Source organism: Pseudomonas sp. GW823-FHT02C02, from assembly GCF_058797635.1.
Genome location: NZ_JBXAJV010000006.1, coordinates 126,510 through 139,258, shown reverse-complemented (window position 1 = coordinate 139,258; position 12,749 = coordinate 126,510). Strand labels below are relative to the sequence as shown.

Genomic DNA, 12,749 nt, shown 5'->3' with positions numbered 1-12,749 from the left:
TCTTGGATGACACCTGCGGTATTTATCAGTGTGTGCCGGTGGTACCGGTAGTGCCTGTAGTGCCGGTACTTCCGGTTGTTCCGCCGTTGGAACTTCCGCCGCTACTGGAGGCAGCCACTGCGCCTGAAACAATCGCAGTGCTGGCCAATGCAGCTTGTGCCGCCGTTACATCACCCAGCACTTTTGTATCCAGCGAAAGAGGTACTTCTACTGCGAAAGCCCCGCTGCTCATCATGGACAATACGGCAATCACCATCATCTTTTTCATATCAAACTCCTTCCTGCGTGTTCTTTATATCTACGGACTTGCGGGACGTGTTTCCAGTCAATTTTCCCGACCATAATTAACATTGCGTCCTGATATAACAGTTCAGCAGAAAAACCAGGGGCTGACGGCCTGTTTCAAGCCCTACTCGACGTAACCCCTGGGATGATTCGATTGCCAACGCCAGGTGTCTGTCATCATCTCCTGTAGATTTCGCGTGGCCTTCCAGCCGAGCTCCTTCGCCGCTTTGGAAGGATCGGCCCAACACTCGGCGATGTCGCCCGAGCGTCGTGGCATCACGCGATAAGGCACTGGACGCCCCGACGCCTGCTCGAACGCCCGCACTACCTCCAGAACGCTGTAACCATCGCCCGTGCCCAGGTTCCAGATATTGATTCCGGTACGCGTCGAGATCGTCTGTAATGCCTTGAGATGCCCGTCCGCCAGATCCACCACGTGGATGTAGTCGCGCACGCCGGTGCCATCGACGGTGGGGTAATCGTCACCAAATATCGACAACTCCTTGAGACTGCCGACGGCCACCTGGCTGATGTAAGGCACCAGGTTATTGGGAATCCCGCTGGGGTCTTCACCCATGTGGCCACTGGCATGAGCGCCGATCGGGTTGAAGTAACGCAACAGCGCAATGCTCCAGCGCGGCTCTGCCGCACACAGATCCTGCAGCACGTTTTCGATGAACAGCTTGGATTGCCCGTAAGGATTGGTTGGCGTGCCGGTGGGGAAATCTTCCCGGATCGGCATCTGCTCAGGCGCGCCGTACACCGTGGCCGATGAACTGAACACCAACCGGAACACGCCCGCCGCCGACATCGCCTGGCACAGCGTAATGCTCCCGCAAACATTGGCCTCGTAATAATCAAGCGGCTTGCGCACGCTCTCGCCTACGGCCTTGAGCCCGGCAAAATGCAGGACAGCATCAATGGAATGCTCCTGAAAAATCCGGTCCAGCAATGCCCGGTCGCACACATCCCCGCGAATCATCGATGCGGACTTGCCGCAGAGGGCTTCAATGGCGTGCAGGGACGCGTCAGAGCTGTTGCAAAGGTTGTCCAGCACAACCACATCGAAGCCCGCCTCAAGCAGCGCAAGTGTAGTGTGAGAACCGATATAACCGGTTCCACCCGTTACCAGAATCTTCATAGAGCGGTCCATAGTGGGGTATTGAAGTGTTCAATTACAGGCAATGTTAAATGCGCACATCACCCATTGACGCCAAACACTTATTAGCACTTCAGAACAACCAACACTATTAACAGACACCGACTAAAATTAACTAAAAGGCATCAGCCCCGACAACTAATAACATTTGCCCCACTCTACGCCTGCTAATAATTGCCAATAAAGCCTCACTCAGGTATTAAAGTACAACCTCAGTAATACTTCAAAACTCACAGCCACACTCGATATTGTTTCTGCGTGGATGTGAATAATGACTTTCCAGGATATATCTATGATTCGTAAATGCTTGTTCCCCGCCGCCGGTTATGGCACGCGCTTCTTGCCTGCTACTAAAGCCATGCCGAAGGAAATGCTGCCGATCGTCAACAAGCCTTTAATCCAGTACGCCGTTGAAGAGGCACGGGACGCCGGTCTGCAGCACATGGCAATTGTGACCGGCCGGGGCAAGCGTGCGCTGGAAGACCATTTCGATATCAGCTATGAACTGGAACACCAAATTCGCGGCACCGAAAAGGAAAAGTTTCTGGCCGGCACCCGCGAGCTGATTGAAACCTGCACGTTCGCCTACACCCGCCAGGTCGAAATGAAAGGCCTGGGGCACGCGATTCTCAGCGGTCGCCCCTTGATCGGTGACGAACCGTTCGCCGTGGTGCTGGCGGATGACCTGTGCCTGAACCTGCAAGGTGACGGCGTACTGGCGCAGATGATCCAGCTCTACAAAAAATTCCGCTGCTCGATCGTGGCCATTCAAGAAGTGCCTCGAGATCAGACTCATAAATATGGCGTGATCGCCGGCGAGTTGATTTCCGAAGGGATCTACCGGGTCAACAGCATGGTCGAGAAGCCGGCACCCGAGGACGCACCGTCCAACCTGGCGATCATTGGCCGCTACATTCTGACCCCCGATATTTTTGATTTGATCGCCGACACCCAGCCGGGCAAGGGTGGCGAAATCCAGATCACCGACGCACTGATGAAGCAGGCCCAAAACGGCTGCGTGCTGGCCTACAAGTTCGAAGGCCTGCGCTTTGATTGTGGCGGTGCAGAAGGCTATATCGACGCCACCAACTTTTGCTATGAGCATCTGTATCTCAACGGTCTTTGACCCACTCACTCATCCAGGCAAGCCACTATGACCACTGCAAAACGCTCGGTAGACATCGAACAGAAAGCGGGCAACGTCGGGGTGATGGCCTGGCTGTCAAAAACCCCGTCGTTATCCTCCACTTCGGCGGCCTGGTTTGGCACAGCCTTGTTGGTTGAGCGCATCGGGGTGTTCCCCTCTTCGGGCGATATCCATCGCCCGGTCAGGGACCCTTTTGCACTCTTGAACCATCTGAAAAATCTGTACGCCCACCAGGCCCTGGATATCGATGAAAGCGACGGGCTTAAAGTGATTTTCAATGATTGGCGATTCCGGGTTTGCGTGCGCTATAGCGATCCGGCAATTGTTATCAATATTGAAACGCGATGTGATCCTGACTTGATGCCTGTGAAAACCGCAGAGCTGCTGAGCCATCTGGAACGCTTTGAACGGTGAATGATTATTTCAAAGCGGAACCACACTGGCCCGGCGACTCACCGCCCCCTCCGACAATCAGGCGATACACGTAATCGGCAATAAGCCGACCGCCCGAACCCGGGATAGGGTGGATTTTGTCCGGACCGATCATGGGCGTCGGCCCGTCATTGGCGTAGCGCTTGAAGTCGGGACCGAACGTGCACTGCAAACTCGAATACACGATGTGCTCCGAACGCGCCCAAGGCTCAAGCACCTGGGCGTACTCCGACATCGGATACGCACTGGAGCGCGTTGTGTCCTGACGCAAGATCACGTTGATGCTCGCCGCCGGATGAACTTCGCGAATCATCCGCACCAACCCTTTCATGTTCTCCAGATAGTCGTTGGGCTTGACGCCAAACCCCTGGTCATTGCCGCCTAACATGATCAGGTAAACGTCCGCCGGTATCTTGGAAACGACGGCCTTCCATTGGGTTTGCCATGGACGGTCGTTTTTATAAAAGTCACCTGAGGCGCCACCGGAAGCGGCGAGTTTGGAGACCCTGACGCCGCCCTGATTATTGGCCAGCCACAGACCAAACAACGTCGGCGCACCTTTCACTACTTCGAGCTTTAACGACCATTCAGCATTGGCGGGGATACTGAGTTGCACTTCCTGAACCCCGGAACCGGCCAACGTCAAAGGCTGCCAGGTGTCTGAAGGTGTCCACCGATAGCGCATCTCACTGGTTTTTCCATTGCCCAGGTAGAGCAACTTGGCGTCGGTAATGGCTGTATTGATGGATGCCGTTTCTTTGGAATCCACTTCAAGAAAAGCGCCCGCCTGCCCGGTTACGGTGCGGCTGTCCGGACTCGCCTGGCCAAGACTGGAAACGTCCCAATCTCCACCGAAGTACTTCTTGCTACTGCGGGTGTATTTAAAATTCGTACCGCCGAGCGCGGCACCGTGATTGAACCCGACATAACCAGGCCCGGCGAAACCAAAATCTTTCGCCAAGTGCTGAGTGAGGGCATTGAGATAAAAATCCTGCCCCGCGCTGTAACTGTCGCCAATTACCGAGATGGCCAGCACCTCCCCCGCTTTACCCTTGGTCATTGCAGCAAGCCGATCGCGTGAACTTCTCACTTCGACAACCTGAGCAGGAACGGGGCGCACATCATCGACATCTACCACTGGCTCATTCCTCTATCAGTAAGCCGGCTGAATGGGCACTCAGGATTGAGGCACCTTCAACCCGACCGCTGGAGTCTTTTTGCGGGTAACTCGCTCGCCCAGGAACAGAATGGAAGTCAGGGTGAAGCGGCTGAAAATGTTCGACAACAGCACGGGGCCCAACAATCCGCACAGCACGCCGCCTGCGACCAGAACGCTGTCATCCGTGACGCCCAAACGGCCCAAGGCAAACCGCGAACTGGCAGCAAACAGCACGTGAAAAAGGAAAATGGCGTAAGAATATCCACCCAACCAGATCAGGGCTTTAGAGCGCATGTCAGTCGACAGTAGCGCGACACAGGACATACAGCCAACGAGCAAACCGACAACGCTTCTACGATCGACAATGAGTTCGCGATCCACGGCGGCGACATACAGCAGCACAGCCGATATCAAGACGAACACGACCGGCCCGATCACTTTCAGCGATTGCTTCAAGGCACCGACCTTTTCGTGGCAAATCATCCCTGTCACGAAAAACGGCAGCAAATAGATCGCGCCATTGATGCCAAACGCGTCAACCGGAAAAGGCGGCAACAAGAACACCAGCGCCGAAAACAAGAACAGCAGATACAGCCGCGTCGCCGTCTGCAACAGACCGCGCCACTGCAGAAAACCGACAAACACAAAGATGATGAAGACGGCCTGCAAAAACCAGAAATGGTTAACCGGTATGTAGAACGACAACAAGGCGTCGATTAACCCGACCTCCTTGTTAACGCCAGGCCCTACAACCTGCAGCACCGAAAATGGAATACCGACAAAAAACAACGGCACGATCAACCGTCTCACCTTGCCAACGCAGTAAGCCGAGAAGTCATTGCCTCTGATCTTGTATATCGAATAGATGTAGCCCGATATGAAGGTGAACAGCGGCATCCTGACGTACACCATCGAATCCGCCAACACCCGAAAAGGTGACCCCAGGTCGATTTTCAGTCCGCCGCCCAGCGGACCTATCACGTGATAGAGCACCAGCAGCAGGCATGCCAGGCCTCTGAGCGTTTCTATTTCCAACGATTTTTTCTTGCTTTGCATAGACCACAAACCTCAGCGCTGGACGCTTGATTCAACCGACTCGGGTTTCTTTGAGCGCAGCTGCAATCCCAGCCCCAGAAACAGCACCGGAACCACCATGGAGAAATGTCGGGCAAACGAGCCGAAGTCAGGCTCGAACAACCCCTGCACCAATAAAAAGGACAGAGGGATCGCAATCAGCTCTTTGACTTTCGGCTCGATGGTTGAGCCCTTGTAGTGACTCGACGTCATCATTTTGAACATCAGCAACGAGGTCATCATCATCAGGACGACGAATATGATCTGCCCCAGGCCGGAGAGCAGGATCAACTCCACCGGGAAAGACAGCCTGAAAAAGATGCTCATCGAGTCCACTGCCTGGGACACGAAGTCACCGCCGTTAATCCATGAAACGATCAATGACTTCGAACCTTCTTCACCCAAAGTCCGCTGTTCATTGTTACTGGCGCGAATGGATGAAACCGAATAGCCGACCAGCAACTGAATGGCCGTCGCGATCACCAGGTAGAACATGAACAACATCACGAAAAAGCTGAAACGCGATACATGCTTCTTCATCACGCACACACCGACCCAGACCAGCGAAAACAATATCCAGTAGGGCCGGATCAGCACACCGTAAAACAGCGCCGAGAGGAAAAAGCCCGCGCGGTAGCGTTTCGAAAAGGAGAAAAACAGAATGGCGATCACCGCCACCGAGACAATGATTTCCTTGGTCAGGTTATCGAGAAAAAACGACCTGACTACTCCCCACAGGCACAAGGTCAGGAAGATCGTTATCGGTATTCTTTTGAAGATGAAGATCGGGATAGAGGTCAGAAACAGGTTGCACAACATCCCGTAGGCCCACGCATTGGTCAGGTTGATACCGGTGGGACGCAGCAGGTAAGCGGAGCACTCATAAGAGGACCGGTCTGGTGAAAACGGATTCCAGAAATTGCAGTTGTCTGAACGAACGTATGACGTCCACAAGGTCATGGCATCCGGGCCAGGATCGCGGTGCATCAGCAGCGGCATCGCAATAGACAGAAAAAGACCACACAGCAGAATCAGGAATGAAATGGGTGAATCGAGTTTTCTTCCGCGAAACTCTATGGACGGTAGCGAGATGGCCATTACAAGGCCCCCTTTGACCGGGCAAACCTGGTCAGCAAAGCAATGACGGCCAACTGCACCGTGATCGAAAAGACATTGCCCCACGCCGCGCCATAAATTGAATAGTGCTTGATGAGCACATAGCTGACGGGCAGTGAAACCGCCAAACAGATCGCTGCACTGGCTAACGAAACCCGACTGTTCTTCGAGGCAATAAGACCGCCCCACACGATATCGCCGACGGCGCGCAGGGCAAAAGAGAAAATCAGAATCGCTAAAATCCGGTTATCCGGACGCGGGACTGCTGCGTCCACATAATCGAGCAAGATATTGAAGAAAGCATAAATCAGCACAGCCACCGCGCAGGAAACCATCAGGGAGCGCAGCACCCATTGATTAACGAACAATTGCCGGACCGTCAGCGCCTGCTGGCTATTTTTATAACGCTTGGCGAGCACGGGAATGCCCACCACTGCAACAACAGCGTAGGACAGTGCTTGCAACGTGTTGGCGGCAGACCAGGAGTAAACGTATTTGCCGAGGCTGGCATACGGTTCAATGTCCAGAATCAAAAAACGTTCAGCGTACTGACTTAATGCGATCAGCCCGCCTCCCAGATAAAAGGGCAACCCTGCTCTCCAGACCGAAACCGTGGTGACGGCACTGACGCCCCGGCCCTTATGTACGTCAACCACAATGAAGTAACCGGCCACGATGACCAACAGGTTGGTGGCCACCCATAACCAAAGCACACTGGCGATGGTGGACACTACGCCGGTCATCAGTCCGCCCACGGCAAGGAGCGCCCAGAGGCCGGTCTTGATGAAAAACAACAACGCGCCCCAGTTGGCCTTTTGTGCGGAAAAGACAAACGAGTTTATTTCGAAGGACAGATGCTCGGTGAGCAGCAACAGCGTGACGCACGCGATCAACGCGGCACTCGCCTCAACATCACTGAACAGTGAGTAGAGCGCGACCGTGACCACCGATAACAGCAAACCAACGGCCAGGTACAGAATCAGTACCTTATCAACGACAAGCTTCGAACTGCCCCCCACGCTGATCAGCCGGTTGATTTCAGAACTGAACCCGACGCTGTAAAACTTGGAAGCGATCAATGAAGCGGCCACCACCACCCCGTAGAAACCCAAAGCCTCATAACCCAGGTAATGCGTGATGGCCAACACCAGCAAGAACTTTGCGCCTAAAGCACCTCCGCGTAGCAACAGCCGAAATATCATCGAACAATCCCTTTGATGATCGTGTCCATCAGCTCCGTTTTGGCTTCGATTTCTTTGCAGGTGTCCGTCAGTTTTTTACCGAATCTGGACAACGCATTCGGCGCGTAAACAGTGTCGATGATGGTGTCGACATTGATGTCCCCGCCGTTGATCACCCAATCTTCCACGCCCATATCCTGATAGGCGCCAAAACCTTTGCGTTCATAGCTGATATGAAACGCAGGCACGCCGGCGAGCAGAGACTCGATGGCTCCGTGCAGCCTTACGGAAATGACCAGGTCGGGCTGATACTTGGACAGGGTCGCCTTCAAGGGCAAGAGATCCTCGGTAATGCCAAGTTCCCGATAGAACGCCCCGTCATCGTTGCCACGAACGGCGCTTTGAACAGCGCAGACCACTTTGCTTTTCGCCCTTAGTCTCTTCAAAAGAAGCTTCAAGTTGGCAACGTAGGCGATCTTTTTCTCTTTGCTCCATTCCGGCGGCTTGCGTAAAACCACGCAGACCACGGCCGGCGATGACGCACAGCGGGTGAACTTGGGTTGCACCAGAATCTTTTTCGCCAACGCCTGGACCGCCAGGTCTGGCGCTCGATAGACATTTTCATTGGATTGGAAAATAGCCGACGACCTGTTGTCACGAACAAACACCGCATCGGCACTGGCGTAGTGTTTTACGATCGCGCTGCTCTCGCCGTGGAACGGGCCGATACTTTGCGGCAGGTAAACCGACGGCACCTTACTCAAGATCGCCGTTTCGAGCTGTTTGGCATGGCCCAGTTTCAGCTTGATGTGTTCAAAGGCGCTCTTTGACCGCATGTACCCACCGCCCACCCCGACGATCAGATCGCTGGTGCTCAAGAGGTCGGCGAGTGGCGCGTAAGACTGTTTAAGGAAAACCGCTTCCTTCACGCGTCCCAATCCTTTAGCCGCCATGACCGGCGCGTCATACCGCTTATAGGGAAGGTAACTAAATGATTGAGGGTCTGACGCAACGACATTGATTAACGTGTCAGCACCAAAGTTTCGCAGCACCAAGGCGATTGCCAAATCCACCAGGAGGCCATCACCGGAATTGGATGCACTGTAGCCATGCAAAATAGTTACGTTCATATCTTGATATCTACTTAATAAGTTTGAGCGGAATACACGTCATAGGTTTTCTGGATCATCAGCGTTGCGCTGAACCGTTCGCGCACCCGCTTGCGGCTTTCGGTGCCGAGTTCCAGCAACTTCTGTTTCTTGATGTTCACTAAGATGTTACTGAGCGCCTGGTGATCGCCCGTCGAAAATATGTAGCCCGTGACGTTGTGCGTGACCAGTTCAGGGAGCGAAGTGCAGTCACTGGCAATAACGGGCACGCCCATGGCCATGCCCTCAAGGGGAACCATGGCAAAACCTTCCCAGCGGCTGGGGACAATCAGGGCATCGGCGGTTTTATAGAGGGCATTGACTTCGGCCGGGGTCACCCAAGGCAGGTATTCAACAGCGTCAATGACGGGGCACTCTACCGGTTCCTCATTCACCGCACTGCCAACCACGGTCAGTTTCAAGTCGGTGCGCTCAACTTCCGTGAATGCCTTGAGCAAGACATCAAAGCCCTTCTGATAGTCCAGTCGACCCACAAATAAAAGTTGAATATCCGTGCACTGACTGGACAGGCTCTCATCGTTTTTATAATGAATGCCGTTGTAGATCAGTTTCATACGGCGGCGGTCGATACCAAACGAGGCCGCTTTATCCAGTTCATACTGGCTGACACAGATAATGACATCCGTGACTTTTTGCAAAAGCCGCTCAATCAGAGAATACACTTTCTGTTTGGCGGGAGAACTTTCCATCAAGAACGAAAACGCATGCGGGCAGTAGATGATTTTCGGAGACCGCCAAGGCCGCAAGATTAAACACACACATCGGCCAATGACCCCGGAAAACGTGCTGTGCAAGTGCACGACATCCGGTTTTTCCTTGAAGATCACTCGAATGAGTTGCCAGGCAAAGCGCAGCAGGGAGACGACATCTCTCTTGTTTCGGGAGAAGGTCCTGATGTCTTTTTCATCAATGCCATGCAGTTCTTTCTTCTGGTCGAACGGAATCAAATACACCAGTTCATACTGCTGGGCGTCGCCCTTGGGAGGGGTTGATATCGTCCGGATGACCGTCGCAACGCCACCTTTAATCGTTTCCGCCACATGTAGTATTTTTTTCACAGTTCACCCAACTCCATTATCGTAGTCGCAAGGCGACAGGGACCGGAGAATGGTGAGCCCACTCTCAGTCCATGACCTGGCAAATAGAACCCGCATTTACGACTTGTCAGAGGCGTACTCGTAGTTGTAATAGCCATAACTGCCATTACCGTAATAGCTGGACGCTCGCTTCTCGACACCGTTGAAAATCGCGCCTTTCAATTCGATGCCGTTTTGAGCAAACCGACGAATCGTCAATTCGATCTCTTTGGCCGGATTGACGCCGAAGCGCGTCACGATCAGATTAATGGCGGCTTCACGTCCAACGATGGCCGCATCTGTCACGGCCAGAAGAGGTGGCGTGTCGATGATTACCACGTCGTAGAGTTCACTCAGTTCAGCGAGGAGTTCTCTGAAGTTGGCATGCATCAACAGTTCGGACGGGTTGGGCGGTACTTGTCCCCGACTGATGAAATGCAGGTTATCGACTTCGAGTTTATTGATCGCTTGCTCGATGCTGCAGCGCTTGGCCAACAGATCGGACAAGCCATTGCTGATCGGAGTCGCCAAGGTCTTGTGCAGATGACCTTTGCGCATATCGGCATCGATCAGTACGACCGTCTGCCCACTTTGAGCGATGACCGCGGCCAGGTTGGAAGAGACAAATGTTTTGCCTACCTGGGGACTCGGACCGGAGATCATGATCCGGTTGTTGGTGGCATCCAGCCCTGCAAAATGCAGACAGGTCCGCAAGCTGCGGATCGATTCGATGGACAGGTCCGTGGGGTTACGCAGGGCCAATAGGAAAGACTGGCTGTTGGCTCCGTCGCCCTGTCTGACTTTTTTAGTATCTTCTTCTTGTTGCAGGGTGCTGTAAGGAATGGAGGCATAAACCGGCAGCCCCAGTTGCTCGATGGCTTCCGGCCCTTCGAGTCCTCTGCTCAGCGATTTACGCACTAACACCAGCGCTACACCGACAAAGCCACCCAGCAACGTCGCAATCAATACGATCAGGGCTTTGCGCGGTTTGACCGGGGTGGTGATGTCGACGTCCGCCGTATCAATCAGCCGCGCATTGCCGACCGCCCCGGCCCTGACAATGTCCAGCTCCTGGGATTTGTTCAGCAACTGGGTATAAATCTGTGTCGCCACTTCCACATCACGGGTCAGGTTCAACAGTTCCTGTTGTGTCGCCGGAAGTCCTTGGACTTTCTTTTCCAACCCTTGTCGCTGTTTGTTCAAATCCCCCATCTGCGCCATCAATGCGCGGTAGGCCGGATGCTCCCGGGTGAACTTTCGGTCCATGTCGGCTTGCTGGAGTTTGAGATCCGAGATGCGCGTATCCAGCACCACCATCTGTTCCAGCACAGACTTGGTTTCGAGGGAGATGTTGACTGTATTTCCGTGGGTCTGATAGCTGTTCAGCGCGTTGCTGGCCTTGACCAGATCGTCTTTGACTTGCGGGAGTTGCGCCTGCAGGAACTCCAGGCTCTGGGCCGCCTCGGCAGAGGTGCGTTGCACATTCTGCTGCACATAAAGCCTTGAGATCTTGTTGAGAATCTTCACCGCCAAGGTGTAGTCGGTGCTGGCCAGGGCCAGACTTATAATGCCCGACTCTTTACCTTGCTCGGATACATCGAGGGCGTCCTGGTAATTCTGAATGGTGACAATGCGTGGATTGCGCACGACTTCGAATTTAGTGCCCGGATTCGCGGCCATGCTCGCGATAAGGACTTCGACACCCTCCTGTGCGATGGCTTCGCCTGTGGCACCTTCGGCCAACAAACCGCCGTTGTCATCGTAGAGCTTGAATCGATTGCGCTCTTCGGCGACCAACATCAATTTCTTGCCCAACAGTTCAGCCGGCAGATCGAGCTGTTCGATATAAAGGCGCTCGCCGCCCCAGGCATAACTGTTCATGCCAAAGCGCGGTGGCGAGACACTTTCCGCAGGGCTGCTTTTATAGCGCCGAGCAAGAAAGCCGCCGATAACGGGAAAGGTGTTGGGCGTAATCACAATATCAAGATGCAGATCATCGACCGTTTTACCGATAACCGCACGAGACTTGATAATGCCGATCTCGGTAGCCGCCGGTGATTGTCCACCGAGCATGCTGCTGATATCCGAGAACCCCAGCATGTCGTTCTTTTTCGGCTCGACCTGGACCAGGGCGTTCGCCAGATACACGGGCGGCGATAAAATCGAATACGCGGCACCGGTCACCATGAACGCCCCGGTGATGGCACCTATTAACCATTTATGGTCAATCAATGTGCCTAATAAACCGAGCAGATCAATCTCGTCTCTGTCTTTATCCCGGGTGCTGACTACTGACGGTAACTGCATAAGGTCTATTCTTTTACCATTATTACTAATCTGAAAATCATCCATCAACGTCCGAGGCGCTGCGCCCATGAGCAAACGGCATCTTCAATCAATGCATGGGCATGGACAAACGCAGCTTTTCCTTGACGATACGGGTCCTTTATTTCGCGTTCACTCTGCCACTTCCCCAGAAGAAACACTTTGCCCCTGGCGTGTGATGCAATCTTTAGTACACCCTGTACATGCTCTTTTTCCATGACCAGAATGAGGTCTGATTCATTGACAATGGCAGGCGTAATCTGCCGCGCTTTAAACCCTTGGTCTTCGTGACCCTGTTCTTCAAGAACCCGAAGTGCGTCGGGCTCAATAGACTCACCCACCCGCGCGTTCAATCCCGCGGAGGTCACTGAGATACCTGAAGGTTGCAGCGCATGGCGAAGCAACAGTTCAGCGGTCGGGCTTCGGCATATATTGCCGACGCAGACCACAAGAATCTTTCTGAACAAGGCTACTCTTCCCGTGTAGTGTCGATTCGGCCCACGTATAGCGAGGCTATAAGTGAGCCAACAAGACCGTCCCGCATTCAGAGTGGGATCCATCATGAAAATACTTTGGTATTAAATACCACGACACACAAAAAACGCCCAACCAGAAAACCGGACCAT

At 53.7% G+C, this 12,749-nt stretch carries 12 protein-coding genes; 2 read left to right on the top strand and 10 right to left on the bottom strand.

Annotated features, from left to right (window positions below):
* Nucleotides 1-25: 25 nt before the first annotated feature.
* A complete protein-coding gene (locus tag AC1ROI_RS12525; RefSeq protein WP_083376201.1) occupies nt 26-268 on the bottom strand; it encodes a hypothetical protein in 243 nt (80 codons plus the stop codon).
* Nucleotides 269-409: 141 nt separating this feature from the next.
* The gene (gene galE, locus AC1ROI_RS12520; protein WP_083376200.1) at nt 410-1,426 is read right to left on the bottom strand and encodes a UDP-glucose 4-epimerase GalE; all 1,017 of its coding nucleotides are present in this window, start codon (nt 1,424-1,426) and stop codon (nt 410-412) included.
* A gap of 310 nt (nt 1,427-1,736) precedes the next feature.
* Here galE and galU point away from each other — a divergent pair, with 310 nt between their 5' ends.
* Nucleotides 1,737-2,570 carry a UTP--glucose-1-phosphate uridylyltransferase GalU gene (gene galU, locus AC1ROI_RS12515; protein ID WP_010456264.1) on the top strand — a complete coding sequence of 278 codons (834 nt, stop codon included), beginning with the start codon at nt 1,737-1,739 and terminating at the stop codon, nt 2,568-2,570.
* 27 nt (nt 2,571-2,597) lie between these two features.
* On the top strand, nt 2,598-3,005 hold the full coding sequence (locus tag AC1ROI_RS12510) for a phosphohexomutase domain-containing protein (RefSeq protein ID WP_102594402.1): 408 nt from the start codon (nt 2,598-2,600) through the stop codon (nt 3,003-3,005).
* 4 nt (nt 3,006-3,009) lie between these two features.
* Here AC1ROI_RS12510 and AC1ROI_RS12505 read toward each other — a convergent pair whose 3' ends face one another.
* From AC1ROI_RS12505 to AC1ROI_RS12470, 8 genes are all read right to left on the bottom strand, one after another.
* A complete protein-coding gene (locus AC1ROI_RS12505) occupies nt 3,010-4,161 on the bottom strand; it encodes an SGNH/GDSL hydrolase family protein (RefSeq protein ID WP_102594403.1) in 1,152 nt (383 codons plus the stop codon).
* A gap of 39 nt (nt 4,162-4,200) precedes the next feature.
* Nucleotides 4,201-5,238 (bottom strand): acyltransferase family protein, encoded by a 1,038-nt coding sequence (locus AC1ROI_RS12500; RefSeq protein WP_102594404.1) that lies wholly within the window; start codon nt 5,236-5,238, stop codon nt 4,201-4,203.
* A 12-nt stretch (nt 5,239-5,250) separates the two neighbouring features.
* Nucleotides 5,251-6,354, bottom strand: a complete 1,104-nt coding sequence (locus tag AC1ROI_RS12495) for a hypothetical protein (RefSeq protein WP_010456273.1) — start codon at nt 6,352-6,354, stop codon at nt 5,251-5,253.
* Nucleotides 6,354-7,574, bottom strand: coding sequence for an MATE family efflux transporter (locus tag AC1ROI_RS12490; protein ID WP_077748241.1), 1,221 nt, complete (start codon nt 7,572-7,574; stop codon nt 6,354-6,356). The genes AC1ROI_RS12495 and AC1ROI_RS12490 overlap by 1 nt, the downstream gene beginning before the upstream one ends.
* Nucleotides 7,571-8,683: a polysaccharide pyruvyl transferase family protein gene (locus tag AC1ROI_RS12485; protein ID WP_042932696.1), complete on the bottom strand. Its 1,113-nt coding sequence runs from the start codon at nt 8,681-8,683 to the stop codon at nt 7,571-7,573. The genes AC1ROI_RS12490 and AC1ROI_RS12485 overlap by 4 nt, the downstream gene beginning before the upstream one ends.
* Before the next feature lie 14 nt (nt 8,684-8,697).
* Nucleotides 8,698-9,780, bottom strand: a complete 1,083-nt coding sequence (locus tag AC1ROI_RS12480; RefSeq protein WP_010456278.1) for a glycosyltransferase — start codon at nt 9,778-9,780, stop codon at nt 8,698-8,700.
* Between the two features lie 96 nt (nt 9,781-9,876).
* Entirely contained in the window at nt 9,877-12,105 is a 2,229-nt protein-coding gene (locus AC1ROI_RS12475) for a polysaccharide biosynthesis tyrosine autokinase (protein WP_102594405.1), read from the bottom strand.
* Between the two features lie 44 nt (nt 12,106-12,149).
* Nucleotides 12,150-12,590, bottom strand: a complete 441-nt coding sequence (locus AC1ROI_RS12470) for a low molecular weight protein-tyrosine-phosphatase (RefSeq protein ID WP_102594406.1) — start codon at nt 12,588-12,590, stop codon at nt 12,150-12,152.
* Between the last annotated feature and the right edge of the window lie 159 nt (nt 12,591-12,749).